At 66.1% G+C, this 26123-nt stretch carries 34 protein-coding genes and 2 pseudogenes; 25 read left to right on the top strand and 11 right to left on the bottom strand.

From position 1 onward, the window contains the following. Positions 1 to 109: 109 nt before the first annotated feature. Genes ACFWA7_RS05240 through ACFWA7_RS05230 form a run of 3 tightly spaced genes read right to left on the bottom strand, consistent with a single transcriptional unit; the run spans position 110 to position 1021 of the window. The gene (locus ACFWA7_RS05240; protein ID WP_385821058.1) at positions 110 to 460 is read right to left on the bottom strand and encodes a DUF6233 domain-containing protein; all 351 of its coding nucleotides are present in this window, start codon (positions 458 to 460) and stop codon (positions 110 to 112) included. Further along, a complete protein-coding gene (locus tag ACFWA7_RS05235) occupies positions 457 to 714 on the bottom strand; it encodes a hypothetical protein (RefSeq protein ID WP_385821056.1) in 258 nt (85 codons plus the stop codon). Before ACFWA7_RS05235 ends, ACFWA7_RS05240 begins: the two co-directional genes overlap by 4 nt. 10 nt (positions 715 to 724) lie before the next feature. Next, entirely contained in the window at positions 725 to 1021 is a 297-nt protein-coding gene (locus ACFWA7_RS05230) for a hypothetical protein (RefSeq protein ID WP_385821054.1), read from the bottom strand. A gap of 107 nt (positions 1022 to 1128) precedes the next feature. On the opposite strand from ACFWA7_RS05230, the gene ACFWA7_RS05225 reads away from it, so the two are divergent. The 7 genes from ACFWA7_RS05225 to ACFWA7_RS05195 all read left to right on the top strand — a co-directional run bounded on the left by ACFWA7_RS05225 (position 1129) and on the right by ACFWA7_RS05195 (position 3454). Next, entirely contained in the window at positions 1129 to 1518 is a 390-nt protein-coding gene (locus ACFWA7_RS05225) for a hypothetical protein (protein ID WP_385821052.1), read from the top strand. A gap of 106 nt (positions 1519 to 1624) precedes the next feature. Continuing rightward, the gene (locus tag ACFWA7_RS05220; protein WP_385821050.1) at positions 1625 to 1966 is read left to right on the top strand and encodes a hypothetical protein; all 342 of its coding nucleotides are present in this window, start codon (positions 1625 to 1627) and stop codon (positions 1964 to 1966) included. Positions 1967 to 2024: 58 nt separating this feature from the next. Further along, positions 2025 to 2147 carry a hypothetical protein gene (locus ACFWA7_RS05215; protein WP_385821048.1) on the top strand — a complete coding sequence of 41 codons (123 nt, stop codon included), beginning with the start codon at positions 2025 to 2027 and terminating at the stop codon, positions 2145 to 2147. Positions 2148 to 2277: 130 nt separating this feature from the next. Continuing rightward, positions 2278 to 2520 carry a hypothetical protein gene (locus ACFWA7_RS05210; protein ID WP_385821046.1) on the top strand — a complete coding sequence of 81 codons (243 nt, stop codon included), beginning with the start codon at positions 2278 to 2280 and terminating at the stop codon, positions 2518 to 2520. A gap of 55 nt (positions 2521 to 2575) precedes the next feature. Then, positions 2576 to 2761 (top strand): hypothetical protein, encoded by a 186-nt coding sequence (locus ACFWA7_RS05205; protein ID WP_385821044.1) that lies wholly within the window; start codon positions 2576 to 2578, stop codon positions 2759 to 2761. Further along, positions 2758 to 2964: a hypothetical protein gene (locus ACFWA7_RS05200; protein ID WP_385821042.1), complete on the top strand. Its 207-nt coding sequence runs from the start codon at positions 2758 to 2760 to the stop codon at positions 2962 to 2964. Before ACFWA7_RS05205 ends, ACFWA7_RS05200 begins: the two co-directional genes overlap by 4 nt. Positions 2965 to 3022: 58 nt before the next feature. Continuing rightward, entirely contained in the window at positions 3023 to 3454 is a 432-nt protein-coding gene (locus ACFWA7_RS05195; protein ID WP_385821041.1) for a hypothetical protein, read from the top strand. 202 nt (positions 3455 to 3656) lie between these two features. On the opposite strand, the gene ACFWA7_RS05190 is transcribed toward ACFWA7_RS05195, so the two are convergent. Further along, positions 3657 to 3899, bottom strand: coding sequence for a hypothetical protein (locus ACFWA7_RS05190; RefSeq protein ID WP_385821039.1), 243 nt, complete (start codon positions 3897 to 3899; stop codon positions 3657 to 3659). Positions 3900 to 4128: 229 nt separating this feature from the next. Further along, entirely contained in the window at positions 4129 to 4380 is a 252-nt protein-coding gene (locus tag ACFWA7_RS05185) for a GntR family transcriptional regulator (RefSeq protein WP_385821037.1), read from the bottom strand. Between the two features lie 355 nt (positions 4381 to 4735). On the opposite strand from ACFWA7_RS05185, the gene ACFWA7_RS05180 reads away from it, so the two are divergent. Then, on the top strand, positions 4736 to 5008 hold the full coding sequence (locus ACFWA7_RS05180; RefSeq protein WP_385821035.1) for a hypothetical protein: 273 nt from the start codon (positions 4736 to 4738) through the stop codon (positions 5006 to 5008). A gap of 360 nt (positions 5009 to 5368) precedes the next feature. Here ACFWA7_RS05180 and ACFWA7_RS05175 read toward each other — a convergent pair whose 3' ends face one another. Further along, positions 5369 to 5611, bottom strand: a complete 243-nt coding sequence (locus tag ACFWA7_RS05175) for a helix-turn-helix domain-containing protein (RefSeq protein WP_385821033.1) — start codon at positions 5609 to 5611, stop codon at positions 5369 to 5371. Between the two features lie 492 nt (positions 5612 to 6103). On the opposite strand from ACFWA7_RS05175, the pseudogene ACFWA7_RS05170 reads away from it, so the two are divergent. Then, positions 6104 to 6193 (top strand): annotated as a pseudogene (locus ACFWA7_RS05170) (acyl-CoA dehydrogenase family protein); the annotation flags it as partial. 71 nt (positions 6194 to 6264) lie between these two features. On the opposite strand, the gene ACFWA7_RS05165 reads toward ACFWA7_RS05170, so the two are convergent. Genes ACFWA7_RS05165 through ACFWA7_RS05155 form a run of 3 tightly spaced genes read right to left on the bottom strand, consistent with a single transcriptional unit; the run spans position 6265 to position 10203 of the window. Then, on the bottom strand, positions 6265 to 6753 hold the full coding sequence (locus tag ACFWA7_RS05165; protein ID WP_385821031.1) for a glutathione peroxidase: 489 nt from the start codon (positions 6751 to 6753) through the stop codon (positions 6265 to 6267). Between the two features lie 34 nt (positions 6754 to 6787). Then, on the bottom strand, positions 6788 to 7666 hold the full coding sequence (locus ACFWA7_RS05160; RefSeq protein WP_385540153.1) for an acyl-CoA thioesterase: 879 nt from the start codon (positions 7664 to 7666) through the stop codon (positions 6788 to 6790). Positions 7667 to 7689: 23 nt separating this feature from the next. Then, entirely contained in the window at positions 7690 to 10203 is a 2514-nt protein-coding gene (locus ACFWA7_RS05155; RefSeq protein WP_385821029.1) for a DEAD/DEAH box helicase, read from the bottom strand. A gap of 123 nt (positions 10204 to 10326) precedes the next feature. Here ACFWA7_RS05155 and ACFWA7_RS05150 point away from each other — a divergent pair, with 123 nt between their 5' ends. Continuing rightward, entirely contained in the window at positions 10327 to 11118 is a 792-nt protein-coding gene (locus ACFWA7_RS05150; RefSeq protein ID WP_385540150.1) for a metal-dependent hydrolase, read from the top strand. A gap of 29 nt (positions 11119 to 11147) precedes the next feature. On the opposite strand, the gene ACFWA7_RS05145 is transcribed toward ACFWA7_RS05150, so the two are convergent. Together ACFWA7_RS05145 and ACFWA7_RS05140 are read right to left on the bottom strand one after the other, a co-directional pair. After that, entirely contained in the window at positions 11148 to 12929 is a 1782-nt protein-coding gene (locus ACFWA7_RS05145; protein ID WP_385821027.1) for an ABC transporter ATP-binding protein, read from the bottom strand. Beyond that, a pseudogene (locus ACFWA7_RS05140) lies at positions 12926 to 14497 on the bottom strand (ABC transporter transmembrane domain-containing protein); the annotation flags it as partial. The pseudogene ACFWA7_RS05140 and the gene ACFWA7_RS05145, both read right to left, overlap by 4 nt. Positions 14498 to 14604: 107 nt before the next feature. Here ACFWA7_RS05140 and ACFWA7_RS05135 point away from each other — a divergent pair. The 15 genes from ACFWA7_RS05135 to ACFWA7_RS05065 all read left to right on the top strand — a co-directional run bounded on the left by ACFWA7_RS05135 (position 14605) and on the right by ACFWA7_RS05065 (position 25752). After that, the gene (locus tag ACFWA7_RS05135; protein ID WP_385821025.1) at positions 14605 to 16254 is read left to right on the top strand and encodes a recombinase family protein; all 1650 of its coding nucleotides are present in this window, start codon (positions 14605 to 14607) and stop codon (positions 16252 to 16254) included. A gap of 1933 nt (positions 16255 to 18187) precedes the next feature. After that, positions 18188 to 18967 carry a hypothetical protein gene (locus tag ACFWA7_RS05130; RefSeq protein ID WP_385821023.1) on the top strand — a complete coding sequence of 260 codons (780 nt, stop codon included), beginning with the start codon at positions 18188 to 18190 and terminating at the stop codon, positions 18965 to 18967. A 5-nt stretch (positions 18968 to 18972) separates the two neighbouring features. Further along, the gene (locus tag ACFWA7_RS05125) at positions 18973 to 19326 is read left to right on the top strand and encodes a hypothetical protein (protein WP_385821021.1); all 354 of its coding nucleotides are present in this window, start codon (positions 18973 to 18975) and stop codon (positions 19324 to 19326) included. Between the two features lie 341 nt (positions 19327 to 19667). Beyond that, complete coding sequence (locus ACFWA7_RS05120; RefSeq protein ID WP_385821019.1) at positions 19668 to 19889, top strand: hypothetical protein; 222 nt, start codon at positions 19668 to 19670, stop codon at positions 19887 to 19889. A 607-nt stretch (positions 19890 to 20496) separates the two neighbouring features. Then, entirely contained in the window at positions 20497 to 20724 is a 228-nt protein-coding gene (locus ACFWA7_RS05115) for a hypothetical protein (protein ID WP_385821017.1), read from the top strand. Positions 20725 to 20728: 4 nt separating this feature from the next. After that, positions 20729 to 21265: an antirestriction protein ArdA gene (locus tag ACFWA7_RS05110; protein WP_385821015.1), complete on the top strand. Its 537-nt coding sequence runs from the start codon at positions 20729 to 20731 to the stop codon at positions 21263 to 21265. A gap of 104 nt (positions 21266 to 21369) precedes the next feature. Then, entirely contained in the window at positions 21370 to 21609 is a 240-nt protein-coding gene (locus ACFWA7_RS05105) for a hypothetical protein (RefSeq protein ID WP_385821013.1), read from the top strand. Then, complete coding sequence (locus tag ACFWA7_RS05100) at positions 21602 to 21745, top strand: hypothetical protein (RefSeq protein ID WP_385821011.1); 144 nt, start codon at positions 21602 to 21604, stop codon at positions 21743 to 21745. Before ACFWA7_RS05105 ends, ACFWA7_RS05100 begins: the two co-directional genes overlap by 8 nt. Beyond that, positions 21742 to 22185, top strand: a complete 444-nt coding sequence (locus tag ACFWA7_RS05095; RefSeq protein WP_385821009.1) for a hypothetical protein — start codon at positions 21742 to 21744, stop codon at positions 22183 to 22185. Before ACFWA7_RS05100 ends, ACFWA7_RS05095 begins: the two co-directional genes overlap by 4 nt. Before the next feature lie 11 nt (positions 22186 to 22196). After that, a complete protein-coding gene (locus ACFWA7_RS05090) occupies positions 22197 to 22517 on the top strand; it encodes a hypothetical protein (RefSeq protein ID WP_385821008.1) in 321 nt (106 codons plus the stop codon). 196 nt (positions 22518 to 22713) lie between these two features. After that, positions 22714 to 22908, top strand: a complete 195-nt coding sequence (locus ACFWA7_RS05085) for a hypothetical protein (protein ID WP_385821006.1) — start codon at positions 22714 to 22716, stop codon at positions 22906 to 22908. Then, positions 22905 to 23174 (top strand): hypothetical protein, encoded by a 270-nt coding sequence (locus tag ACFWA7_RS05080; RefSeq protein WP_385821004.1) that lies wholly within the window; start codon positions 22905 to 22907, stop codon positions 23172 to 23174. Before ACFWA7_RS05085 ends, ACFWA7_RS05080 begins: the two co-directional genes overlap by 4 nt. A 91-nt stretch (positions 23175 to 23265) precedes the next feature. Continuing rightward, a complete protein-coding gene (locus ACFWA7_RS05075; protein WP_385821002.1) occupies positions 23266 to 24000 on the top strand; it encodes an Lsr2 family protein in 735 nt (244 codons plus the stop codon). Positions 24001 to 24057: 57 nt separating this feature from the next. Next, a complete protein-coding gene (locus ACFWA7_RS05070; RefSeq protein ID WP_385821000.1) occupies positions 24058 to 24261 on the top strand; it encodes a hypothetical protein in 204 nt (67 codons plus the stop codon). 21 nt (positions 24262 to 24282) lie between these two features. Beyond that, the gene (locus ACFWA7_RS05065; RefSeq protein WP_385820998.1) at positions 24283 to 25752 is read left to right on the top strand and encodes a hypothetical protein; all 1470 of its coding nucleotides are present in this window, start codon (positions 24283 to 24285) and stop codon (positions 25750 to 25752) included. Positions 25753 to 26123: the final 371 nt, after the last annotated feature.

The following is a 26123-nucleotide window of genomic DNA, read 5'->3' as shown; positions in this document are numbered from 1 at the left end:
ATCTGATGATCAGAACGACAAGAGCCGTGTAACGGGAGACCGTTACGCACGGTTCTGTGAGAGCCGAGGGGTGAGATCCCCCTCGGCTACTCGACTCTTTGCGCCCGCCCTACGCCTCCAGCACGCCGAGTTCACTGTCGGGCCGGCAGACGTCGCACGGCTTGACCCTGTCGGCGAGGACCTGGAGTGCGGCCTCGCGCGTGAGTGGCCGGGTGCGGGTGGCTTTGCTGCCGATCCAGCAGTCCCCGGCATGCAGGGCGAGGATCTTCTGCTGGTCTCGGCCGCCGATGCTGTATTCGATGAGCCAGTCCGGTGGGGGTGGCAGGGGTCGACGCGCCGCCAGTTCCGCCGCGGCCCGTTCGGCGGCGCCGATGGCCGCCTCGACGGTGGTCAGCTGCTGCTGGAGGTAGGTCCGCACGGTGAGTAGCCGGGCGAGGTCGGGCGGGAGGGGGCTGGTCACCGCAGGTCCCGGCGGGTCATGACGTCCGGGTTCCACCAGTACCAGCCGGTCCGCCGCCCGTCGGGGAGGGCGGGCCACAGGCACAGCTGGTAGGCCCGTCGCCCGTCCGGCTGGTCGTGGTGGGCCATGGCGACCGCACGGTACCGGCCGCCTTCGATGGTCAGGTTGATTGCGACGACCTCGTAGTGCGTGTACGCGTGCACCGGCGCCCCAGGGGGTGGGGGAGGGGCTGGGGACGCGTCACGCTCGTACATGCGTTCGAGTCTACGGCGCTTCGGGCTGCTCCGGCGCGGGGGCCCTCTTGGTGCGTCGGCCGGTGGTCCGTCCCTTGACGATCTGGTCGACGCGGGGGACTGAGAGGTCGGTTTGCTCGCTGACCTCGCGGAGGGTCAGGGTTTCGCGCAGCTTGGTCAGGTCGTCCTTGCGGGCGGCCTTGAGGCGGGGGTCGTCTTCGACGGCCTTGATGATGCCGGTGATGGTGCGGGCGCGTCCGGCTGGATCGGTGATGGCCAGGGCCTGATCGATAGCCGCCTTCACTGTGGCGACGGGGGTGAGCTCCATGCCTGGATTCTAGGGGTCTTAAAGAATCTTCTCTAGACCCCTAGACAGGATTTCTAGGGGTCTATAAATTGGAGTCATAAGGGAAACGCCGAGCAGGGGTGAGGGTCATGAGCAAGGTCTACGAACGCACCGAGAACAGTGCAATCTGCGGAAATCGCTGGAAGTTCTCGAAGCTCGCCGGGGATGTCTGTGTCCAGGACCGCGGGCACCGGGGACCGCACCAGAACACCCGCGCCAGGGAGGCCCACACCTTCAGCTGGTTCGACGACGAGGGCATCCCCTCCCGGAGCGCTGTCACCACCGACGAGTACGAGGTATCCCCCGATATCGAGACCGGGTTCCGCGGCGCGCCGGGCAGGGCCCAGGCCGAGAACGCCGTGACGGAACTCGTCGCCGACAACCCCGAGATGGACGGCGCCTACGAGGTGCTGGAGATCTGCCCCGACCACGACGAGCATCCCCGCCGCGAATGCGAGGAATGCGCCAGCGACGCCTGACCCTCACCGCGCCCGAGCACTCCAGCCCCGGCGGGGGAACCCGCCCGAACCGGTCGCACGGCGCCGGGGCGCTCACCCAGATGACCCGCCAGCCGAGGGAGACGCCATGTTCAAGACCCACCTGATCGCCTACACCGCCAAGACCGCCGAGGCCACCGTGCAGGGCATCGCCCGCGTCCGCACCGACCACCGCCTCCCCAGCTGGCAGGACTGCCACAGCGCGATCCCCAACTTCTTCACCGGTGCGCACCTCGGCGTCGAGCCCCAGTACACGGTCCGCCACGAGGACAAGACCGGAACCATCGAGCGGACGTTGCCCGCCAGCGGCGTCGAGCGCATCGGCCAGCTCCTCATGCGCGCCGCCGACCGGGGCGAGGCCTGGGACATCGAGGTCCTGGACGCCGACGGGAACGACGTCTCCTTCGACTTCGCCTGCTTCCGCGACTGAACCCCTGCGGCGCCCCGCCCAACGCGGGGCGCCCGCCCGACCATTCAGGAGGCACGCCATGTTCCTGATCGACTTCACTCGGTTCCTACGGGCGCACATCTACCTGATCGCCATCATCGAACTCGGCATCATGGGCGCGACCCTGCCCGCTGCTGCTGAACTCCTCAACGACCAGCACTGACCCGACTAGGAGGGAACCCGTGAGGCTTGCCAGAGCAGACCTGGTGGCAGGGCGCATCCCTGCAGAATGCGCCGACCTAGTGGACTTGGCCATGAAACGAGGGCATGCCGTTTGGGGTAGCTTGCAGGCTTTGGGGCGAACCAACAGGGATGCCTACACCATTCGCATCAGCGGCAGTGCCTGCGAGGTCGTCGTCATCTCCTGGGCGCGGGAAGCGAAAGGTGCTTGCTTCTCGCTCTCCTATGTCCTGTCGTGGCAGCCCGAGGACAAGACATGGATCCAAATGCCCGACACGAGCGGGATCGAGAAGGCTTTGAAGGCGGCTGGGGGCACCGCTGGCGAGGGCGAGCCCGCCGACCCGGACCGCGATTAGCCGTAGCCCTGCCACACTGGCCACAGCCTCGACCGCCAGCTGGAGGAGGACGACCGTGGACGACATCCCCTTCGCCGAGCAGGCCCGACAGGTGACGGAGCAGCTCGCAGGGCTACGCGCGACCATCGCTCAGATCACAGCCGCCGCGCACCAGGTCCAAGAGGCGCTCCTCTTCCACGACCATCCGGACGTGACCGGCCTCGACGACGAGCTCGACATCCTCTACCGGGGGCAGATGTGACGTACCGCCCGTACCCGAACGTCGACCGCGCACTGCGGCAACTCGACCGCCACGAGTGCGCGATCCCTGATCGGCGGCCTGTGTCCCTCGGCGAGTCCTTCGCCACGGTAGCCGCTGGACTGGACGCCCCCGAGGCCCGCGCACGGTGGCGCCGCCTGGGCGAGTCCATGGCCAGCCTCACCCGACCCCGGGCCACCGCCTGATCTGTCGTTGTCCTACCGCGCCGCTACGGTGGCCCGACCGCTATCGAGGGGGATACCCGTGACTGACCCGCACCCGACCAGCCCCACAGCCGTGCCGGAGCTGAGCGTCGACGAGGTCCACGCTCTCACCACCCGCCCCGACCTGGACCTCGCGCACCGCACCCTGTGGCTCCTGCTGTACGAGCTCGGCCCGACCGAGGTCCGTCTCGCGGACCTGCTCGCCCTCGACGTCCCGGCTGTAAACCTGAGCGCCCGCGCCATCATCACCGAGAGCCGCAAGACCGGCGGCCCTGTTGCCGGCCAGTTCAGCGAACGGGCAGCCGGAATGCTCGACGCCCTCATCGGCGACCGCGCCGCCGGCCCTGTGTTCACTGCCCGAGCCGGGCAGCGGCTCACCCGCGAGATCGCGGCGGACTACTTCCGGTCCGTCACCGGCGGACAGTCACTCCACGCCCTACGGCTCAACGGGCAGCGGCACGCCACCAGCTGACCCCGCCCGTTGTCAGTGCCCGCCCGTACCCTGGTGGTCCGAGCTGCTGGCGCTCCTCGGAACACGCCCCGTCGGCACAGCGGCCGACGGGGCGCAGCACTGGAGGATGATGTGATCTACCGCCTGCTCCGTGACCTGCGGGACGGCTTCTGGAACGGCCTCGACTACATCTGGTACTGCCGGTGGATCCCATGATCGACGCCTAGCTGCGGCCCTCCGGGTGCAGCACGGCCTTCTTCACCGCCGCCTCGACGTCGTACCTGTTCAGCCGGTGCTCGACTGCATGTGCGGTGACGGCCCGCTGGAACTGGTCGGCTGCGTCGATCCACGGCTGCCACGCGTCGCCGCTGTACGCGCCAGCCGTCGCCGCCTCCCGCGCCTGCTCGACGGCCCTCTTCAGCTCACAGAGCTGCGCAAACGATTCCTCAACACCCGATGTAGACACGAGGACGGATCCTAAGCGGCAGGACTGACATCGCCCCGGCGACCCTCACAGCGCCCCGCCTCAGCCCACTCCACCAGCAGATCCTCATGCTCCCGCGACCCAGCCCCGCCCGACGCGACAACCCGACGAATCTCATCATTGATCACAGCACGCGGACGCACAGGAGTGCCATCAGCAGGGGAGGGGGGCATGGGGCAAGCGTACCGCCGGGCTACGACAACACGGCCCGTTAGGATCCGTCGACCTGGGGCGGGTTGACGACGAAGATTCCCATGCCGCTCACGGTCTCGACGAGTCCCTCGTCCTTGAGGACTTGAGTGGCTTTGCGGAGAGTGTCGCGGGCGACGCCGTATGTCTGCTCCAGCTCGACCATGGAGGGGATGCGCCGGCCAGGCGGAATCGTTCCGTCTTCGATCTGCCGCCGGAGGTCGGCGGCGATCTGGCGGTACGGAGGTACGGGCCCCTCCCGGTCGATGATCATGGTACTGGACGGTAGCCCACCACCTCTGACCTGCCATAGCTAGCCACGGGGGTAGTAAGGGGTAGTACGGTGGTCCACCAGGAAACCCCCGCGACCGCGTGAACGGCCCGGGGGCATGGACGACGCCACTCAGGGGCACCGACATGACAGATGGTAGTAACGCCACACCCGCAGGCGAAGACGCGGGCGAGATCTGCATCCACTGCAAGGAACCCGGCGCCACCTGCTGCGTCGACGTAGAACCCAGGGCCAGCGGACCCGACCGGCCCCTCTACGCCCACCCAGGCTGCGCCGCCGAAGCAGGCCAGCCCATCCTTTACCGCCTCACCGGCGCCACGACCACGGAGCGGGCATCATGAGCCCCCGCTCCGTCATCAGAGCCGCCGAGTGGACACTCGGCCCGGACCGCGGCGACGACACGCCGCCGATCACAATCCAGCTCCGCTGCACCAGCTGCCACGACCCCTCGCCTGAGATGCCGGTCCTTGAGCGCGGCGCGGCCGAGCAGTGGGCCCTGGAGCATGCCGGCATCAGCGGGCATACGGGGTTCCGTGAGACCGCCGTCGCCCACCTGCTCGCCATTCCGGCTGAGGGCAACCCGCGCGGCAGGGAGGCCACGGATGGCTGAGATCCGGATCTGCCACCTGTGTCAGCGGGTGATCCTGGGCGATGCGGTGGCGACACCGAAATTCTCCGACTCGGGCGCGGGCCGGAACATGTACCGGCATCCAGCGGGTACGCCGGGCTGCGTGGCGAGTGCTACGCGCCGTGGGATAGCCCACCGCCGCTGACCTTTGGCCAACGCTGTGACCTGCCGTAATGCTCACATGTAGAACACACCCGGTGTGAACCGCACGCGTAGATATATGCACCGCACACCCCTAGCGATCAGCGGCATACGCGGGGCAAGGTGCTTACTTAGGGCAACGTTCAAGCAAAGGGCTCCGGGGTACTCATGTGTCCGAACGCCCTGCGGTCGGGCGGGCTGCTAGTCGCGAAGGAGATCGGTGACATGGATGCCGAGGGCGTCGGCAATCAGGAGCAAGTCGGCCAGGCGGGGGTCGCGCACCGCGTTCTCGTATCGCTGGATGCTGCGCCGGTCCATGCCGACGCGTTCGGCGAGTCCGTCCTGGGAGAGGCCGGCGAGGCGGCGTTGTTCGGCGATCTGCTGTCCCAGTACGACGCGGCGGTCCTGGATCCAGTCGGGGTAGGAGTTGCGTCGGCTGGGCACTCGACAAACGCTCGGCCCGCGACGATCATCAGTCAGTACCCAAACGGTCGCTTTTTGATCACTTAGCTCGACCCGCCACCGTGTCGGCGAACAGCCTTGCGGCTCACTGGCATATGCCGCAGGGCTAGAGCTACTGTTCCGTAGTCGAACGCACGTTCACCCGATCGTGTGGACAACGGGATGCGCAGGCAACCGTTAGGCAGGGTGCATGGTCGGAACCCCCAGGAACGTGCCGGGGCCCAACAGAGTGGCCCTCTCGTCGGGACCCGGTACAGAGCGAGTCCCCCTCCGGTGCACGGAGGGGGACTCGTGCACCATTCTGCTCCCTTGCGATCGCGGGCGGCGGGAGAACGCCGTGGGAGATTCCTGGGAGACGATCAAGCCGACGCAACCCGGGGGAACCCGGTGGAACCCTGGGAAACGGCCACACAGCGGGGCGGAAGGGCCGGTTGATCGGGCCTCCCGAAGCGGCAGGCTGGGAGTCCACTGGGCGATGCCGCCATCTACACGATCTTCGAGGGGACCAGCGAGATCCAGCGCCTGGTGATCGCCCGCACGCTCTCGGGCATGCCGATCCGCTAGCCTCCACCGGCCAGGAGACCGGCTCCGTTCCCGTGTGGCGGGAACGGAGCCGCACTGTTGTCTCCGGTGGCTCAGGCCGACAGCTGCGCCTCGATCGCCGCGACGACCTCCGGGGCATCCGGCTCGGTGCGCGGACGGATCCGGGCGACCACCTCGCCGGAGGGGGAGATGAGGAACTTCTCGAAGTTCCACTGGATGTCGCCGGCCTCGCCGTCCGTGTCCGCGACCTCCGTGAGGCGCTCGTACAGCGGGTGGCGGCCCTCGCCGTTGACGTCCGTCTTCTCCAGGAGCGGGAACGTCACTCCGTACGTCGCCGAGCAGAACGTACCGATCTCCTCGGCGCTGCCGGGCTCCTGGCCGCCGAACTGGTTGCAGGGCACGCCGAGCACGCTGAAGCCGCGCTCGCCGTACTGCGCCTGGAGGCGCTCCAGACCGGCGTACTGCGGGGTCAGACCGCACTTGGACGCCACGTTCACGACCAGCACCGCCTTGCCCTTGTAGTCGGCCAGCGAGGTGGGCTCGCCGGACAGCGTGCGCAGCGGGATGTCGTACAGGCTCATCAGCAGACTCCTCGTAACAGGGGAAAAGAACCGGTCAGTCGCGGGCCGGCAGCGGGCGGAACAGGCCCTCCTGGACCACGGACACCAGCAGCCGGCCCTCGCGGTCGTAGATGCGGCCGCGGGCCAGGCCCCGGCCGCCGGTCGCGATGGGGGACTCCTGGTCGTACAGGAACCACTCGTCGGCCCGGAACGGCCGGTGGAACCACATCGCGTGGTCGAGCGAGGCCATGTCGAAGCCCCGGGGACCCCACAGCGGCTCCATCGGGATGCGGACCGCGTCGAGCAGCGTCATGTCGGACGCGTACGTCAGCGCGCAGGTGTGCACCAGCGGGTCGTCGCCCAGCGGGCCGACCGCGCGCATCCACACCGCGCTGCGCGGGTCCGCGTCCTTGATCTCGTCCGGCGTCCAGCGCAGCCGGTCCACGTACCGGATGTCGAAGGGCTGGCGGCGCGCCATCCGCTCCAGGGCCTCCGGCAGCGTGCCCAGGTGCTCGCGGATCTCGTCCGCGACCGTCGGCAGCGACTCCGGCTCCGGGAAGTCCAGCCGCGGCGGCAGCTGGTGCTCGATGCTGCCCGGCTCCGGCTGGTGGAAGGACGCCGTCAGATTGAAGATCGTGCGGCCCTGCTGGACCGCGGTGACCCGGCGGGTGGTGAACGACCGGCCGTCGCGCACCCGCTCTACCTGGTAGACGATCGGGACGCCGGGGCGGCCGGGGCGCAGGAAGTAGGCGTGCAGCGAGTGCACCGGGCGCTCGCCGTCCGTGGTGCGCCCGGCCGCCACCAGCGCCTGGCCGGCCACCTGCCCGCCGAAGACGCGCTGCAGGGACTCCTGCGGGCTGCGGCCGCGAAAGATGTCGACCTCGATCTGCTCCAGGTCGAGCAGATCGACGAGTCTTTCGGCGGGGTTGGTCATGGGGTCCGTCTCCACTCTCGTGATTACAGCTCGCCTACGTCCGTCACCCGGACCACCGCGCGGCCCTCCTCGTCGGACGCCGCGAGGTCGACCTCCGCGCTGATGCCCCAGCCGTGGTCGCCGTTCGGGTCGGCGAAGGTCTGCCGCACGCGCCACAGGCCGTGCGCCGCGTCCTCCTCGATCGCCAGCAGCTTGGGTCCGCGCGCGTCGGGGCCGGTGCCCAGGTCCTCGTACTCGTCCCAGTACTTGTCCATCGCCTCGCCCCAGGCGTCCGCGTCCCAGCCCGACTCGGCGTCCATCGTGCCCAGCTCGGCCACGTTGTCGAGCGCGGCCAGCTCCACCCGGCGGAACATCGCGTTGCGCACCAGGACGCGGAAGGCACGGGCGTTCGCGGTGACCGGCTTGACCTCGTCGGCCTTCTCCTGGGCCTGCTCGGCGGTCTCGATCTCCGGGTTGGCGAGCTGCTCCCACTCGTCGAGCAGGCTGGAGTCGACCTGGCGGACCATCTCGCCGAGCCAGGCGATCAGGTCCTCCAGGTCCTCGGTCTTGAGGTCGTCCGGGATGGTGTGGTCGAGCGCCTTGTACGCGCCCGCCAGATAGCGCAGGACGATGCCCTCGGTGCGCGCCAGCTCGTACCAGGAGGTGAACTCCGTGAAGGTGAGCGCCCGTTCGTACATGTCACGGATGACGGACTTCGGCGAGACCGGGTGGTCGCCCACCCACGGGTGCGACGTCTTGTAGACGTTGTACGCGTGCCAGAGCAGCTCTTCCAGCGGCTTCGGGTACGAGATGTCCTGGAGCCGCTCCATGCGCTCCTCGTACTCGACGCCGTCCGCCTTCATCTGGCCGACGGCCTCGCCGCGCGCCTTGTTCTGCATGGCGGCGAGGATCTGGCGCGGGTCGTCGAGCGTCGACTCGACCACCGAGACCATGTCCAGCGCGTACGAGGGCGACTCGGGGTCGAGCAGGTCGAAGGCCGCCAGCGCGAACGTGGACAGCGGCTGGTTGAGCGCGAAGTCCTGCTGGAGGTCGACGGTGAGCCGGATCGTGCGGCCCTCGGCGTCCGGGGTGTCCAGCTGCTCCACCACACCGCCGTCGAGCAGCGAGCGGTAGATGGCGATGGCGCGGCGGATGTGCCGCAGCTGCGCCTTGCGCGGCTCGTGGTTGTCCTCCAGGAGATGGCGCATCGCCTCGAAGGCGTTGCCCGGCCGGGCGATCACCGAGAGCAGCATGATGTTGGTGACCCGGAAGCGCGAGGTCAGCGGCTCGGGTTCGGCGCCGATCAGCTTCTCGAAGGTGGAGTCCGACCAGGCGACGAAGCCCTCGGGGGCCTTCTTGCGGACCACCTTGCGACGCTTCTTCGGGTCGTCGCCCGCCTTGGCGAGTGCCTTCTCGTTCTCGATGACGTGCTCGGGCGCCTGGGCGACCACGAACCCGGCGGTGTCGAACCCGGCCCGCCCGGCCCGCCCCGCGATCTGGTGGAACTCGCGGGCGCGCAGGGTGCGCACCCGGGTGCCGTCGTACTTGGTGAGCGCGGTGAACAGCACGGTGCGGATGGGGACGTTGACGCCCACGCCGAGGGTGTCCGTGCCGCAGATGACCTTCAACAGGCCCGCCTGCGCCAGCTTCTCCACCAGACGGCGGTACTTGGGCAGCATGCCCGCGTGGTGCACGCCGATGCCGTGGCGCACATAACGGGAGAGGTTCTGGCCGAACTTGGTGGTGAAGCGGAAGTTGCCGATCAGCTCCGCGATCGCGTCCTTCTCCTCGCGCGTACACATGTTGATCGACATGAGCGACTGCGCGCGCTCGACCGCCTGCGCCTGCGTGAAGTGCACGATGTAGACCGGCGACTGCCTGGTCTCCAGGAGCTCGGTCAGCGTCTCGGTGATCGGCGTGGTGACGTACTCGTACGAGAGCGGGACGGGGCGGGTCGCCGAGCGGACCACCGCGGTCTCCCGGCCGGTGCGCCGGGTCAGGTCCTTCTCGAACATCGAGACGTCGCCGAGGGTGGCCGACATCAGGACGAACTGCGCCTGGGGCAGTTCCAGGATCGGGATCTGCCAGGCCCAGCCGCGGTCCGCCTCGGCGTAGAAGTGGAACTCGTCCATCACGACCTGGCCGATGTCGGCGTGCCTGCCGTCGCGCAGCGCGATGGAGGCGAGGACCTCGGCGGTGCAGCAGATGACCGGGGCGTCGGCGTTCACGGACGCGTCGCCGGTCAGCATGCCGACGTTCTCGGTGCCGAAGAGCTTGCAGAGGTCGAAGAACTTCTCCGAGACCAGCGCCTTGATCGGCGCGGTGTAGAACGTGACCTCGTCCCGGGCCAGCGCCGCGAAGTGCGCACCCGCCGCCACCAGGCTCTTTCCGGAGCCGGTCGGGGTGGAAAGGATCACGTTCGCCCCCGACACCACCTCGATCAGGGCCTCCTCCTGCGCCGGGTACAGGGAGATGCCCCGCTCCTCGGCCCAGGTGGAGAAGGCCTCGAAAAGGGCATCGGGGTCGGCACTCGGCGGCAGCTGATCGATAAGGGTCACGCCCCCATCTTGCCTGGCTTCACCCCATGAGAGGGAACCGGAGGACGGGCAAGAAGATCATGAGCGATAGGCTGCGTCGTCAACTGGGCCACGGGACAACAGGAAATGGGGCGGGGCACGGTCATGATGGGACCTGCGCACTCACTGTCAGGAGCGGCTGCCTGGCTGGGGGTGGGGGCCGCGGCCGCGGCCTCGGGGCACGCCATGCCCTGGCCGGTGCTCGTCGTCGGCGCGCTGATCAGCGCCGGAGCAGCGCTCGCGCCCGACCTCGACCACAAGTCCGCGACCATCTCGCGCGCCTTCGGCCCGGTCTCCCGGGCCTTGTGCGGCATCGTCGACGAGCTCTCGCACGCCGTCTACAAGGCGACCAGGGGCCCCGGCGACCCGCGCCGCAACGGCGGCCACCGCACGCTCACCCACACCTGGCTGTGGGCCGTCCTGATTGGGGCGGGCGCCTCGGCCGCGGCCGTGTTCGGCGGTCGCTGGGCGGTGCTCGGCATCCTCTTCGTCCATGTGGTGCTCGCCGTGGAGGGCCTGCTGTGGCGGGCCGCGCGGATGTCCAGCGACGTTCTGGTGTGGCTGCTCGGCGCGGCCGGCGCCTGGATCATGGCCGGGGTCCTCGACAAGCCCGGCAACGGCTCGGACTGGCTCTTCACCGGCTCCGGCCAGGAGTACCTGTGGCTGGGCCTGCCGATCGTGCTCGGCGCCCTGGTCCACGACATCGGGGACGCGCTGACCGTCTCCGGCTGCCCGATCCTGTGGCCGATCCCGCTGGGCCGCAAGCGCTGGTACCCGGTGGGCCCGCCGAAGGCGATGCGGTTCCGGGCCGGGAGCTGGGTCGAGCTGAAGGTGCTGATGCCCGTGTTCATGGTGCTCGGCGGGGTCGGGGCGGCGGGCGCGCTCAACTTCATCTGAGCCCGCCGCGCCGCCCCCCGGGCGGGGCCTCACCCGTGCCAGGACCGCCACAGCGCGGCGTACGCGCCGTCCGCCTCGACCAGGGCGTCATGGCTGCCCAGCTCGCTGATGCGGCCGTTCTCGACCACCGCGATCACGTCCGCGTCGTGCGCGGTGTGCAGGCGGTGGGCGATCGCCACGACCGTACGGCCGTCCAGCACCCGTGCCAGCGAGCGCTCCAGGTGCCGTGCGGCACGCGGGTCGAGGAGCGAGGTCGCCTCGTCCAGGACCAGCGTGTGCGGGTCCGCCAGGACGAGGCGGGCCAGCGCGATCTGCTGGGCCTGGGCCGGGGTGAGGGAGAGCCCGCCGGAGCCGACCTCCGTGTCCAGGCCGTCGTCGAGCGCCCGTGCCCAGCCGTCGGCGTCGACCGCGCCCAGTGCCGCCCACAGCTCCGCGTCCCCGGCGCCCTGCCGGGCGAGCAGCAGGTTGTCCCGCAGCGAACCCACGAACACGTGGTGCTCCTGGTTGACCAGCGCCACGTGCTCGCGCACCCGCTCGGCGGGCATCCGCGACAGCTCGGCCTCGCCGAGCGTGACGCTGCCCTCGCGCGGGGCGTAGATGCCCGCGAGGAGCCGCCCGAGCGTGGACTTGCCCGCGCCGGACGGGCCCACCAGCGCCAGCCGTGTGCCAGGCGCCACCGACAGCGAGACCTGGTGCAGTACGTCCACGCCCTCGCGGTAGCCGAAGCGCACCCCGTCCGCCTCGACGTCCCGGCCGTCCGGGCGCACCTCGGCGTCGCCCGCGTCCAGCTCGATGTCGCGGACGCCGACGAGCCTGGCCAGGGAGACCTGGGCCACCTGGAGCTCGTCGTACCAGCGCAGGATCAGACCGACCGGCTCGACCATCATCATCGCGAGCATCGCGCCCGTCGTCAGCTGCCCGACGGTGAGCCAGTCGTTCAGGACGAACGTTCCGCCGATCATCAGGACGGCCAGCAGGATGGCGGTATGGGTGAGGTTGATGACGGGGAACAGGACAGACCGCAGCCACAGGGTGTACCGCTCCCAGGCCGTCCACTCGGTGATCCGCCGGTCGGAGAGCGCGATGCGGCGCTCGCCGAGGCGGTGCGCCTCGATGGTCCGGCCCGCGTCGACGGTCTCGGCGAGCACGGCGGCGACCGCCGCGTACCCGGCCGCCTCCGAGCGGTACGCCGAGGGCGCCCGCTTGAAGTACCAGCGGCACACCGCCACGAGCATGGGCAGCGCCACGAGCACCGCCAGGGCCAGTGGCGGCGCGGTGACCGTGAGCGCGCCGATGAGCAGCAGCGCCCACACCACACCGATGGCCAGCTGCGGCACGGCCTCGCGCATCGCGTTGGCCAGCCGGTCGATGTCCGTGGTGATCCGGGAGAGCAGATCGCCGGTGCCCGCGCGCTCCAGGACGCCCGGCGGCAGCCCCACCGACCGCACCAGGAAGTCCTCGCGCAGATCGGCCAGCATCTCCTCGCCGAGCATCCCGCCGCGCAGCCGCACCAGCCGGACGAACACGGTCTGCACGATCAGCGCGCCCGCGAACAGCGCGGCCGTGCGCTCCAGATGGAGGTCCTGGACGTCGTTGGAGAGGTCCTCGACGATCCCGCCCAGCAGGTACGGGCCGACCATCGAGGAGATCACCGCGACCGCGTTGACCCCGATGAGCAGCGCGAACGCCGTGCGGTGGCGCCGCATCAGCTGACGTACGTAGGCCCGGACGGTCGCCGGGGTGCCGACCGGCAGGGTGGTGGCCGACTGCGGGGCCGCCGGGTCGTACTCGGGTGCCGCCACGCCGATCATGCCGTCTCCTCCCATGTCTCCAGTGACTGTGTCTCTTCGGTCCGCGCCGGCTCGTCGGTCTCGCGGGTGACCACCGCGCGGTAGCGGGCGTCGGTGTGCATCAGGTCGCGGTGCACCCCGACCGAGGCGACCTCGCCGTCGTGTACGAGGACGACCCGGTCCGCCAGGTCGAGCAGCAGCGGCGACGACGAGAACACGACCGTCGTACGGCCCGCGCGCAGCCGCTTGATGCCGCCCGCGACCCGTGACTCGGTGTGCGAGTCGACCGCCGAGGTCGGCTCGTCCAGGACGAGCACCTCCGGGTCGGTCACCAACGACCGTGCCAGGGCGAGGCGTTGGCGCTGGCCGCCGGAGAGCGACCGGCCGCGCTCGGTGATCCGGGTGCGCATCGGGTCGCCGTCGGCGTCCACCGACGCCTGCGCCAGCGCGTCGAGGACATCGCCGCACTGCGCCGCCGCCAATGCCTCGTCGGCCGCGACCTTCCCGGACGAGGGCACGTCCAGGAGCTCGTGGAGCGTGCCGGAGAGCAGCACCGGGTCCTTGTCCTGGACGAGGACGGCGGCCCGTGCCGCGTCCAGCGGGAGCTCGTCGAGCGCGACCCCGCCGAGCAGGGCGGACGCCATGGCGTCCGCCTCGGTGGCGTGCCCGCCCAGGCGCTCGGCCAGCCGTCCGGCCGCGTCCGGGTCGCCGCACACGACAGCCGTGAACCGGCCCTCGGGCGCGAGCAGTCCGGTCGCCGGGTCGTACAGGTCGCCGGACGGATCCTCGGCGGCGGGCCGGGCGGGCCGGGCGGACCCGGCCCGCGCCGTCGCCGTCCGGGACGGCACCCCCGTGTCCGTCCCGGACGGGTCCGTGGCCCTCCGCAGCGCCAGCACGCGGGCCGCGCGCTTGGCCGAGGGCCGCGAGAAGGAGTACGCCATGGCGATCTCCTCGAAGTGGCGCAGCGGGAACAGCATCAGCGTCACCGTGCTGTAGACGGTGACCAGTTCGCCGACCTGGATCCGGCCGTCGCGGGCCAGCGCCGCCCCGTACCAGACCACCGTGATCAGCAGGACGCCCGGCAGCAGCACCTGGACCGCCGAGATCAGTGACCACATGCGGGCGCTGCGCACGGCGGCCCTGCGGACCTCCTGGGAGGCCTCGCGGTAGCGGCCGAGGAAGAGCTCCTCGCCGCCGATGCCGCGCAGCACCCGCAGCCCGGCCACGGTGTCCGAGGCCAGCTCGGTCGCCCGGCCCGCCTTCTCGCGCTGGGTGTCGGCCCGCCGGGTGGCGGGCGGCAGCAGCGGCAGGACGGCCAGGGCCATCACGGGCACGCCGGCGGCGACCACGACGCCGAGCGCCGGCTGGTACAGCACCAGGCCGACACAGATGATCACCAGTGCGGTGGCCGCCGCAGCGAACCGCGACAGCGCCTCCACGAACCAGCCGATCTTCTCGACGTCGCCGGTGGAGACCGCGACGACCTCGCCCGCCGCGACCCGGCGCGTGAGCACCGAGCCGAGCTCGGCGGTCTTGCGTGCCAGCAGTTGCTGCACGCGGGCCGCGGCCGTGATCCAGTTGGTGACCGCGAAGTGGGCGGGTTTACGACATCACTCAGAGACATCACCCCAGGTCAGGGGTGGTGACATGAGGAGTCGAGTTGACAAAGCGGAGTCTCACACCCCAACCTGCACGCATGAACGGCAGTCTCACACTCCAACCTCGCACCCGCCCCAAGTCCGACACGCTTCGGCTCCTGGGGGAAGTTCGCCTGTCCCGTGAGACTGAGACGAGCACGAGTCCCGAGCGGCAGACCGAGTCCATCGATGGCATACGCCGCATGGTCCTGGGAGAGCTGGTCCACGTATGCGATGACCTCGATGTGTCAGGCCGGGTCTACCCCTCACACCGGCCGAAGCTCGGGCTGTGGTTCCGGGCCCTGGACCCCTCCTGCGAAACCTCCGACTGCTTCCACACGCCGGACGACCCCTGCATGGGGCAGTGGGACGCCTTGGTGGCCTGGAAGATGGACCGCGTCACCCGGCGCGCGCTGCACTTCCACACCCTCATGGAGTGGATGAAGAAGTACGACAAGGCCATCATCACCTCGGATGGCGTGAACACCACGACCAAGGCCGGCCGTCAGATGGCAGAGATGATGGCCATGGTCGCCTCCTGGGAATGGGAAGCCATTCAGGAGCGCAACCACGGGGCCGCAGAGAAGATGCGGCAGCTCGGACGCTGGAAGGGCGGCGTCGTTCCGTACGGCTACAAGGCCGTACCGAGCCCGATCCACGAAGAGGGCTGGTACCTGGTCTTCGAGGACGACACAATCCGCCACGTACAGACGATGATCAGTCTCTCTGAAGACCACTCGATGAAGGACATCACGGCCTACCTGAACGAGAACGGGATCGTCTGCCCGAGCGAGTGGCGCAAGCGCAACCAATTGATCGCGAAGGGCGAGATCACACCGGCCGAGGCCGAAGAGAGGGCTCCTGGGCGCTGGAATCAGTCGTCGGTGCACGTCATCCTTACCAACCGGGTCCTTACCGGTGAAAGCTGGAAGGACGGGAAGCCGATCCGCGGCAAGGACGGCCTTCCGGTGGCTCGTGCGCAAGCCCTGATGACCAAAACCGCCTTCGAAGCCATGCTTCGGCGGTTCAGGGTCCGCAACAAGGCGCAGGGGACCGTAACCAAGAACGCGACGGACCTCCGAGAGGTCGCCTACTGCATGAATTGCCTTGCTGTGCTCTACGAATCAAGCTCCAGCAGGACTCGTAACGGTAAGACGACGTACTACAACTACTTCCGGTGCTCCACGAACAACACTCCGGGGGCCAAGTGCCACGAAGGAGCCGTGAGCATGAACGGCCACGACCTTAAAGCAGTCGTGGAGCAATACTTTCTTGCCGAGGTTGGGACGGAACAAGCCCAGGTGAGGGTGTTCGTGCCTGGGAATGACGTGGGAGCCGAGAAGGAGCGTTGCGAAACGGCCCTCAAGGAACTGTCTGAAGAATGGGACTTGAACTTCTACGACTACGAGGGAGGCCGGCAGGACTACCTGAGTCGAAAGAAGAACCTCTTCGATCGAATGAAGAAGCTCGAAACCGAGGAAATAGTCAAGCCCCACTATGAATGGCAAGCGATGGGGAAAACGTACGGCGAAGCCTGGGCCAGCATGACTTGGAAGGAGCGCGGAAATCTTCTTCGAACGTGTGGGGTGAAGGTATTGGCCTGGCCCACCCTGGGCCCGAAGGCTCCCCCGCGAGTCTTGCTCGACTTCCCGGAAGACATGAAGAACCGACTTCGGGAGCACGTGGCAGTTAGTTCATTCACGGGTTAGCCACGACGGGAGCCCCCGTTGATCGGGGGCTCCGGTGGTTTGTAGCAGGGTATGTACACCCGTTAGTTCATTCATTCATCGGTGTTGATGCGACCCTCCCCCCCTCGGAGGATGGAGGGCCAGGGTCGGTTCCCTGGCCCGCCTCCGGCCCGCCAGCTCGTCACGTGGCGGGGATGTAACCCCCGCTTACAACTAAAGCGTCGGTGAGTGTTGGCCCAATCCCTCTCGGTGAACCGCGGAAGAGAGAGCCAGGTCACACCAGTAGGGGGCTGGCGCATCGATTCGGCAGCCCTGCGCCGCCATCGAGCCAGAAAGGGATCTGTGCGGCTCCCTGAGCGCCTTCGAGAGGCCATGAAGGGGTCAGAGTGGGCGAAGGGCTAGCAGGCCGGCACGCGAGCAGTCAGTTAGTTCATACCCGTACATGATCGAAGGAAGGCACCCCTGGTGGGTCCTTTGAATGAATGCACAGGCATTACCCCCGCCTATGTAGCAGGCATTGTATTAGGGATAGTTCATTCATCATTGCGGATGTATCGGGTTAGGAATCCATTGGGAGGGTTCGACTAGTGCTGAATACCTTTCGGGAATGAATGAACTAACTGTATTCGGTGCGTATTGAGACGCGCACATGGTGTCACGGTACGAGCGTGCCGAATCGTGCATCGGTATGCATTCGAAAGCGGCTCGAATGATGTGATGAATGCCTCATTGAATCCACGTCTCTATCACTAACTTCTGCGTGCTAGGGGGTCTTGAAAGGGTTACGGAATGGACGTTAGGAGGTCCTGCCTAGATGTGGCTGTGATCACTAATATTGCGTCCGATACCCATTGACGAATCGCTATCTGTGTGCATTAGTGCCCCATTCCAGCGCTGGAAGTGTGGCCCTGATCACGGGTTTCGCTATTGACATTTAATGCCCCCAGTGGTTTCGCGTGCGTCTCCTTTGAATCATGGGGTTCAGAAGCGCAATACAATGCGTGATACAGAGTGTATTGATGTGGACATGCAATAGACATCAAGGTTGGAGTGTGAGAGTGTTCTTCCTGTCAGCGAGACACCGACCGGAAAGGCCACTGAGACCCCCTCACTGAAGTGAGGTTGTGGAGACAGGGCCTGAATCTGAAACCGGCATCAGGAACCGCGACAGGGGCGCTTAGAACGGCTCCCAAATGCAGTGCTACCAAAGGCACTAGGACAGGCCCGTATGTGACCTCTATGGAGGGATGCGGGAACCACCTAGGAACATCACATAGGCCACACCTGGCGAAGCGAATAACCAGGGAGTGAGCGCGTACCGGAGCGGGGTGAATCCTGCCATGAACGGCGCGCTACGTGAGCGGATAGCGGGAAGCATGGACCGGCCCGTATGGATAGGTCAGACATTCAAGCTAGCGGGGAAGCTACCCCCGCAACCAACTGGGATTGACTCTCATGCACCCAATCAACATGACGCGTCCAGCGCACAGCCACAAAGCCGAGAGCGACGGGGCACAGTGCGTCTCTAAGCGTCTGAGAATGAGTGCGTGGGGGTGAGTGTCAGTGATGGACTGATACAGCGAGAGAGGGGCGCAAGGAATGGACTGCGCAGTGTGTGAGATGTGGGGAATGAAGCGGGCTGCGACGCACGTAGGCCCGTGGTCCGATACCGGGAAAGTGCACGGTCGTTGTGGGGCCTGCATGGCTGGGATCGTGCCAGAGAGTGAGGGATTCGAGCCGATCGCACCCGTTGCGGGTATGGCGCTGGGGACATGCCCGCACTGCCTGGAAACCCGGTTCTTGTGGTGGGTGGAGGGGCATGGGTATGCGTGCTCCCCCTGTGAGGTGTTCCTCATCCTTAGTGCGGCTTAGAGGGATTCAGTGACGTTCGTAAGTTGGAGTGTGAGCGTTGCTGTGTCTCGCTAATGGAAGCGAGCTAATGAAGGGATAGATCATGGACGTGATCCTTGACGTCAAGTTCAATGAGTTTGCCAGGGAGTTTGCGGAGCGTCAGCCCTGGTACAGGAACAGCCTTGATGACATGGCGGAGGCTGCCCGCGAAATGTGTTGGGCAGGGTTCGGCCTTGTGGATGACGGCACGGGTGAACCCTTGGAGAGCTGGGACTCTCGCGGTTACTACAACTGCGACTGTCGAGAGAACCCACTGAGGGTCAATGCCGAATCAACCCACGCTGCTTTCAAGGACGTTGGTATGGAAACGCACGAGTGGAACGGCTGGATCGTATGGGATGCATCCAACAAGGCCGGTCACGAAGTGGCACGACAGATCGGGGGTGCGCTCGCTGACTGCCCTGTCTTGGATGAAGAGCGACTGTCCGAACTGGAATGGGACAACGCTTGCACCATGATTGCGGACCTTCACAAGCTTCCCGATGGGATCGAACCTGATGAGGTACTTCGGGAAATGCCGGAAGTCCCGCACTGCTCTAACTGTTCCTCCTGCGACATTGACGGCGCTTTGACCTCCCTGGGATACCAGGAGTGTATCGACTGTGACACGTGGCTGAAGACGGACATGAATGGTGCGATGTGCCACGACTGCACCGAGCTTGAGCAAGAGGGAGAGTGCGAATGTCTGGGCGACTACGTCAACACGCTTAAGCACCTGGGGGTGTATGCCACTACGGCCGATATCCGGGTTGTCCAGCGGGCATGTGGCGACTGCTACCCGGTGATTTGGCCGGTAGCGGCGCGTGTCCTGGTAGGGGTGTGAATCACATGGATGACCAGCTAATTCGGAATGCCATCCGGAACATCATCACCGACCACAACACCCATCGGTCCGGCTATGGCTACTCGGATGGGGAGATAGACAAAATGATCGAAGCCGTGAGGGTGTCCGGTGACTCTGATTCTCGCTACGACGTAGTGATTAATACGCGGGACGGCAACGGGGGGCACGACTCCCAGGAATACGGGATGACCTACTGGACGTACGACAAGGCACGTACAGCCGCACAGTGGAGGGTCAACCGGGTCCCGTACGCGGTTGCCGGAATCATCCGGTTGATAGGACCTAGCGGAACGACATTCAACGTGGGTGCAGTATGGCCCGAAACAGAAGGGGCGTAAGCAGCATGGGTAAGGGCGGAACTAAGGGCACGGCCCTTTGGAGTAAGACTCTTCCGGACGGGCGCACAGGGTGCTACGAGTTCGGTTGCTGGAACCCTGCAACCCGCTGGATTGATATGGAGCGCTACGGCATCGCCCGTTGGCTCTCTACGTCCTATTGCGACGATCACGGGGACTGGCAGTTCGAAGACTCGCACCACACGCACCGAGTGCGCGTCATCAAGGGCTGATCGCCTTTAGTCAGCCTCACAAGTTGGAGTGTGAGGCTGGTTATGGGCTCTCAGAAGACGAGAGTAACGAACAGAGAGGCAAGGCAAATGACAACGACTCACCTTGACCAGATGAACCGGAACGGATTGACGGTAGGGGCACGCGTTCGTGTGCGTCTCTCCGATGACCCGTACAAGGGCTGGAGTGCCGGAACCTACCGGGGCTCCATCGAGTATGTGAAGAGTGACCACGTCGGTATCTGGGTGTCCTTGAAGGGCCACAGCATCGCGAACGGTTTCCTTACCGGCGCGGCGCGCGTTGACGCCAATGGCGTGTGGATCGAGGGCCGCTGAAATGGGTTCGACAGTAACGCTCGAAGACGTGCAAGAGACAGCACAAGGGCTCTACGTGCTGCCCTGCTTCACTCATGAGGATTGCCAGACGTGGACCTTCATATACGAGTTGGCGAGCGGTGAGGGGGCCGGTTGGACGATCGTCGCAGCGGGCCCCGACCGGGAGGCCGCACAAGCCGTAGCGCATCGATTCATGGTCGATGACTGTGTCAACGATCTGGAATTCGAGTTGACCGATGCAGACCTAGGGGAACCCGGCCCGCTCGCTCTCTACGGATGGAACGACGCTCGCTCGGGCTGTCTCCGGCCTGTATGGAAAGAGGGCTGAACCCGTGGCCGACGAATGTACCTGCGGAACCTTCGATGAGGCCGCGTGCGGCTACTGCGAACGCTGGGACGCGGAGAACTGCGTATGCGCTCTGGTCGTGGACTTCCCCTGCAACCTTCACTCCTAGAGAGGTATCTGAATGTACGTCGCTCACATCGGGCCCCAGTGGCATCGACGTTTCGAGGACTACACAGAAGCGGTCGAGTATGCCGCTTCCTACGGACTGCCGTCCGTGTTCGTTGAGTTGAACCTGAGCAAGCGCCGGTATCGGCGGGCGTCATGACTCCGGCCGCCGTAAAGATCGGCCTAAGCGTCGAGTACAAGACCAGCAACGGCCACCTGTTGCCCGGTGAAATCGTCGGGGTGATCTACGGGGCCAACCCCATGAAGCGCGCCAACATAACCCACCTGGTCATCCAGGACTGGCATTCCGTGGCGCAAGGCAGGTCCGTCATCGAGTCGTACCCGAACATCGTGCCCATTGGGAAAGTCCGAAAGGGAAGGTAGACCCATGTACCAGATCTACGCTGCTTGTCTCGCCTCCTACAACCACGGCATCTTGCACGGGGAGTGGATCGATGCCACGCAGGAACCCGACAGTATCGGCCACGAGATACAGGTCATGTTGGAGCGGTCCCCGATCCCGGGTGCGGAAGAGTTCGCGATACATGACTACGACGGCTTCGAGGGTCTTGAACTCGGAGAGTACGAGTCGCTTGAAGACCTCCACGAGATCGCCCGAACGCTCGATGACTTCCCGGCTGTGGTCGTGAAGCACTTGCACCAAGAGGTTGACGTCGAGGACCTGTACGAGACCTGCGAAAACCGGTTCCTGGGGACCGTTGAAGAGGAAATGGGTCCCGAAGAGAACGCGTACGGCGCGTTCATCATCGAGCAGGAAGACCACTACTGGGAGAACCTGCCGAAGGAGTACCACAGTCACATGCGGGCCATCGCGATCAGCGAGGCTCAAGACCGGCTGCTCTGCGGTGAGGTCGCTCTCTACGAGGGCGCGGGCACCTGGCACTTCCTGAGCGTGGACTGCTGACGCTTAGCGCTTGTCTCTCAGGCCCTCACGTTGGAGTGTGAGGGTCTGGGGGAGAGTCGCTAAGACTCCAACCCCCCAACTCTGAAAGGCCCGTCATGGGAGCCATGAAGGCGTACGAGATGGATCGTGCCCACATCCGAGAGGCCGCGATGGTAGCGGCTACCCACTCCACGATGGAGGAACGAAAGGAAGCAATGGAAGGCGTCTGGGAAGGGTGCGCGGACGCGGCCCAGCAGTACCACAACCCCCCGGCCGTAACCGCGATGTTCGTCAAGGAAGCGGTAGCGGCCTTCATGGACAGCCGAACCACCCTTGCCAGCATCGGAGCGTACGAGCGTGCGTAGTCGTCTCCCCCGTCTGCCCCTGAGCGCAGAAGACATCGCAGAGATCGCACGAGAGCTGAGCACGGGCAACGAGCTGGTCTACGTGCTTGACGACGGCCAGGAGATCACCCTTACCCCGGTGGAGGCTGACGCATGATCCACGACGAACAGATGATGTGTGACCTGTGCTGCACGCCGTTGAACCCCAAGGTCGACGCGTTCGGGCAGCGGTACGTTCACCCGGCCTGGGTGGGCAAGGAGTGGGACCACGACGCGGTACCGGTACCCCGGGACCCAGGCCGGCTGAGGGGGCTCTGTGACTTCTGCTCATCCGATCACCCCGAGACTGCCTTCCTGACACGCAAGGCAATCGTGGAGATCACACGCGGAGTAACACACCTCTACACCGAGCCCTGGAATGCCTGTGAGCGATGCGCGGTCCACATCCGCAACCGCTCGGTGCACCTGTTGATGGATCGAGTGGTTGCCGTACTCCCAGGGACCGTGAACCGCCCGGAGCGGCGAGCGCGCCGGGCCAGCCTCAAGCCCATCTACATGAAGTTCTTTCAGGCCGAGCCGGAAGAGGTGGGCCTGTGAACGCACGGCCGTTGGACGAGAACGTGGTGCTGGTCGAAAGCCTTCGGCTTGCGGTCCCTCTCCACATGATGATCCTGCACGAGCACGCCCCCGCGGAACTGGTCCGGATAGCTGAGACAGCAGCCTCGGTCATCGGCTCTCAGGGTGACGTCTTGCAGTTCGGTTCTCCGCAACGAGGCGAAGCAGCGCAGGCGTTCAACGCCCTCGCTCGGGGCCTGGCCGCAGCCGCTCTGACTGCCCAGGGCGGAGCCACCTTCATGCACCTCCACTGGTGCACCGTCCCGGTCTGCCCCGGCCCGGAAGAGGAACACCCCGAGATGAGGCACACGTGATGCACCTGAAGGGCGACTACGTCTTCATCAAGAGAGGGGACGGGTCGGTACTGACGGCCGGGCGCATCCAGCGACGCCGTCCAGACGGCCGCTACAAGGTGCGCAAGGCCGGGTCGAACCAGGTGGTCACTGTGACGCCTGGTCGCTTGGAACGGCACCCGCAAACCGCATGGGGACGAGACACGGAGAGGCAGCAGTGAGCGAGGAAATCACGCATTGGGAGGTCGAGTTCACGGACGCCGAAGGGTTCTCGTGGATACGCCCTTGCATCCTGGACGACGGGGATAACCCGCTCAAAGCCTTCCCGGAGATGCTGACCATCACGCACTACGGAGACCGCGACCGGTCGGTGGACATAGAGATAACGGGAATGCGCAAGGTGACCAAGTGACAGAGCAAGACCTGACCCGATACCCCTGCCCTGTCGATGACTGTGACAGCTTCCTTGAGATGACGCTTCCGATGTACGTGGACATCTGGACGGATGAGGAAGGGGCGGCACACTTCACGCTCGCCGGACACGACGCCCCGACCTTCTTCAGTTGCGGAGCCGAAGAGGCCCACGGGGTCGAAGACTTTCCCGAGATCCTGGTGAACCAGGTATTGCAGCGGCTGGAAACGGCAGAGACGGCGATGTACGAGGAGCAGTACGGCTGACACGAGCAGCTTTGATGAAGGGCCCGGCTTCGGTCGGGCCCTTTGTCATGGCTGATCGAAAAGCGATCAGGCACACAGAGGAGAAAACCCCATGGCTCAGAAGCTCGTCACCACCTACATCGATGACCTTGACGGCACGGAGGTTACGGAGCCCGGCGTCATCCGGACGGTTCAGTTCGGGATCGACGGGGCGGAGTTCGAGATCGACCTGACCGACGCCAACGAGGACCAGCTTCGCAAGCTCCTGACCCCGTACGTGACCGCAGGCAGGAGGGTCCAGAGCGAGGCCGGCCGTCCCGTCCAGCGCTCGTCTGCCAAGGGGAGGAACGCTCTCGACACCCAGGCCGTACGTGCCTGGGCCAGGGAGAACAACTTCGAGGTCAGCGACCGGGGTCGTATCCCGGACCACATCCAGGAGGCGTACAGGCAGGCGGCCAGCGGCGGTTCCTCGGCCGCCCCTGCTGCCCCTCCCGCCTCAACTTCGCGCACTGACGTGATCGTGAGCGAGGAAGAGGCAGCCAGGCACTACCAGGCGCTTCCCATCCCGTCGGGTCGCGAACACAACTGGACGAAGCGCGAGGGATACGGGTGCGAGCGCACGATCCGTATCGCAGAGATGACGTTGATGGAGCGTATCGAGGCTCTGACGGAAAAGAACCTCAACGTCCTCGGTCAGCTCGTCGGTGACATTCCCACGGGCAAGGACGGAAAGGTGAAGGGGCTCGGCACGTCCGGACAGCGGCTCCTGAACATGGAATTCATCGACGCGTACAGGAATCTGACCGACTTCGGTCGCTACGCCTACCAGGTCCACAAGCAGAAGTAGCCCGATGGGCCTTAGTCGGGGGCCGGTTATCCGGCCCCCTGGCTATGGCCTCTCGGAATGGAGGAGACGGAAATGGCGCGAAGAGTGATCGAAGAGATCATCTGCGATGGATGCCGCACAAAGGGCAAGGACCGGAAGGGAGTTACGACGCTGACTGTGGGATCGGACAGCTACGACCTGTGCCAGGAACACGCGGACCGCTTCGCGGCCTACTTCTCGAACCTATTCGGCGAGACCACCACTGACGCCGTCGCGGCATAACCAAAGGAGACAGAGCACCCCATGAGCAGCGAGCAGTTCAAGAAGATGCAGTACGGCCCTCTGGGTAAGGCAGTAGCGGCGGCCATGCCGCACACGGAGGCGGACCCAGTCGGTGTCTACGCAGCCACGTTGTCCCTGTGGTCCTCGGCCCTGGCGGGGAAGGTGTTTCAGCCCAGCGGCCGGCCCACCGTGTTCTGGTCGGCTCTCGTCGGCAGGTCGAGGGTGGGGCGTAAGGGCTTCGCCCTCGCGACCGCTCGGGCCATCTTGGAACCGTCCATCGGCGGTTTCCTGGCCACGCGGATGCGTAAGGGCATCAGTAGCGGCCCGTCGTTGGTGACGACGCTGTTCGAGGTCGAGCAGGAATCGTTGACCTCGGAAGACGGTCGAGACGGCCGCGTGATGATTGCGGAAGGCGAGTGGGCATCTGTCCTCAAGCGCGCCAACAGGGATGCGACCTACCACGATCAGCTCATCAACGCTTGGGATGGTGAGTCCGTGGTGAACACGACCAAGGGGAAGGGCGGGAAGCGTGAGGAGCAGCGGATCGACGTACCGCTTCTCGGGTACCACGTCCACATCCAGCCCGGCCGGTGGGCACCTCTGGTCAAGCCCGAGTTTGCGCTTGGCGGGGCGTTCAACCGCATCCCACACTTCTTGGTGAATCAGTCCCAGTCGTTGCCCTCCAACATCAAGAAGCCCCTCGATGCGGTGAAGGAGACTCCCGCGCTCACTCGCGCCTACCGTTGGGCTCGGGAGAAGACGCGAGAGATGGAGCTGTCCCCGGAGGCGGCAACGCTCCACGACGCGTACCGCCGTGAGTTTGACGACCGCATGGCGTCACTTCCGGAGAACGTCTCATGCTTCATCGAGCGAGGAGACGAGAACTTGCTTCGGCTCGCTTGCCTCCTGGTGGCTGCGGAGCGAAGGACCGTGATCTCGGTTAAGGCGTGGCAGGCGGCCCACGCGATGATGGAGTACTCAATGGCCTGCACCGAAAGGCTTATCAACGAGGCTCAGCAGGGGACCGGCCGACAGATGAAGTCGGTTGAGCAGATCGTCAGGGAGGCGCTGCACCGCTACGGCGGGGAAGCCACCCGGACCCTGATCCTGCGCTCGCTTGGCACCAGGGGCAACGCGGACTCTCTGAGCGCAGCCATCGACAAGATGCCTGACGTGGTGATGGAGACCCGTCAAGGCTCCGCCAAGGGCGGTCCGAAGCCTGTGTACGTCCGCTTCACCGATGCCAAGCGCGAGGGGGAGGACGAGCACCAGGCGCAAGCGGAGGAACGGCCGAAGCTCGCGGTCGTCCCCTCTCAGGCGGAACGGCCGGCACCGCGGAAGCGTCCGGTCAGCACGGCCCCCAAGAAGCCGGTTGCCAAGAAGGCCCCGGCCAAAAGGGTCACCAGGAAGAAGGCGGACGCAGCGCCGAAGACGCGTCTCGGCAGTCAGAAGGAAGATCAGATGGCTAGCTCGATGGCGGACCTGCTGTGAGCCCCAGTCAGATGCCGCAACGGCGTCCCACCCGCGTCGTGCAGGGTCGGTACGCGGACCTGGCCAGGCGTTGGGCTCCAGGTGTCTGGATCGACATGGACCGGTCCGGGCAGTACTTCGAGAGGTAGCAGAAACACAAAAGGCCGGGACCCCATCACGGGGTCCCGGCTCTTTTTTTGTACCCATTTTGTACCAACCATTGTGTAGCGGTTAGTTCATTCATTCATGGGCGTTCTCTCATCTACTCCTCCAAGGTCCCACCCCTGGAAGCGTGTTCCATCTCCATCAGAGCTAGGCGGAGGTGCGCCGCCTCAGCGGTCTCGCCAGGAGACGGTACGGACAGTGCAGTGTCGGTCTTCTGGTTCTCCACG

Source organism: Streptomyces sp. NPDC059994 (assembly GCF_042737755.1).
Lineage (GTDB): Bacteria > Actinomycetota > Actinomycetes > Streptomycetales > Streptomycetaceae > Streptomyces.
This window is presented reverse-complemented; position numbering and strand designations above follow the sequence as displayed.

What these genes read in the sequence shown, in the direction of transcription:
- ACFWA7_RS05235 (WP_385821056.1), bottom strand. Translation starts at nt 714, where the DNA reads ATGTACGAGCGTGACGCGTCCCCAGCCCCTCCCCCACCCCCTGGGGCG.
- ACFWA7_RS05230 (WP_385821054.1), bottom strand. Translation starts at nt 1,021, where the DNA reads ATGGAGCTCACCCCCGTCGCCACAGTGAAGGCGGCTATCGATCAGGCC.
- ACFWA7_RS05225 (WP_385821052.1), top strand. Translation starts at nt 1,129, where the DNA reads ATGAGCAAGGTCTACGAACGCACCGAGAACAGTGCAATCTGCGGAAAT.
- ACFWA7_RS05220 (WP_385821050.1), top strand. Translation starts at nt 1,625, where the DNA reads ATGTTCAAGACCCACCTGATCGCCTACACCGCCAAGACCGCCGAGGCC.
- ACFWA7_RS05215 (WP_385821048.1), top strand. Translation starts at nt 2,025, where the DNA reads ATGTTCCTGATCGACTTCACTCGGTTCCTACGGGCGCACATCTACCTG.
- ACFWA7_RS05185 (WP_385821037.1), bottom strand. Translation starts at nt 4,380, where the DNA reads ATGATCATCGACCGGGAGGGGCCCGTACCTCCGTACCGCCAGATCGCC.
- ACFWA7_RS05180 (WP_385821035.1), top strand. Translation starts at nt 4,736, where the DNA reads ATGAGCCCCCGCTCCGTCATCAGAGCCGCCGAGTGGACACTCGGCCCG.
- ACFWA7_RS05165 (WP_385821031.1), bottom strand. Translation starts at nt 6,753, where the DNA reads ATGAGCCTGTACGACATCCCGCTGCGCACGCTGTCCGGCGAGCCCACC.
- ACFWA7_RS05160 (WP_385540153.1), bottom strand. Translation starts at nt 7,666, where the DNA reads ATGACCAACCCCGCCGAAAGACTCGTCGATCTGCTCGACCTGGAGCAG.
- ACFWA7_RS05150 (WP_385540150.1), top strand. Translation starts at nt 10,327, where the DNA reads ATGATGGGACCTGCGCACTCACTGTCAGGAGCGGCTGCCTGGCTGGGG.
- ACFWA7_RS05145 (WP_385821027.1), bottom strand. Translation starts at nt 12,929, where the DNA reads ATGATCGGCGTGGCGGCACCCGAGTACGACCCGGCGGCCCCGCAGTCG.
- ACFWA7_RS05135 (WP_385821025.1), top strand. Translation starts at nt 14,605, where the DNA reads ATGAACGGCAGTCTCACACTCCAACCTCGCACCCGCCCCAAGTCCGAC.
- ACFWA7_RS05130 (WP_385821023.1), top strand. Translation starts at nt 18,188, where the DNA reads ATGGACGTGATCCTTGACGTCAAGTTCAATGAGTTTGCCAGGGAGTTT.
- ACFWA7_RS05125 (WP_385821021.1), top strand. Translation starts at nt 18,973, where the DNA reads ATGGATGACCAGCTAATTCGGAATGCCATCCGGAACATCATCACCGAC.
- ACFWA7_RS05120 (WP_385821019.1), top strand. Translation starts at nt 19,668, where the DNA reads ATGAACCGGAACGGATTGACGGTAGGGGCACGCGTTCGTGTGCGTCTC.
- ACFWA7_RS05115 (WP_385821017.1), top strand. Translation starts at nt 20,497, where the DNA reads ATGACTCCGGCCGCCGTAAAGATCGGCCTAAGCGTCGAGTACAAGACC.
- ACFWA7_RS05110 (WP_385821015.1), top strand. Translation starts at nt 20,729, where the DNA reads ATGTACCAGATCTACGCTGCTTGTCTCGCCTCCTACAACCACGGCATC.
- ACFWA7_RS05105 (WP_385821013.1), top strand. Translation starts at nt 21,370, where the DNA reads ATGAAGGCGTACGAGATGGATCGTGCCCACATCCGAGAGGCCGCGATG.
- ACFWA7_RS05095 (WP_385821009.1), top strand. Translation starts at nt 21,742, where the DNA reads ATGATCCACGACGAACAGATGATGTGTGACCTGTGCTGCACGCCGTTG.
- ACFWA7_RS05075 (WP_385821002.1), top strand. Translation starts at nt 23,266, where the DNA reads ATGGCTCAGAAGCTCGTCACCACCTACATCGATGACCTTGACGGCACG.
- ACFWA7_RS05070 (WP_385821000.1), top strand. Translation starts at nt 24,058, where the DNA reads ATGGAGGAGACGGAAATGGCGCGAAGAGTGATCGAAGAGATCATCTGC.
- ACFWA7_RS05065 (WP_385820998.1), top strand. Translation starts at nt 24,283, where the DNA reads ATGAGCAGCGAGCAGTTCAAGAAGATGCAGTACGGCCCTCTGGGTAAG.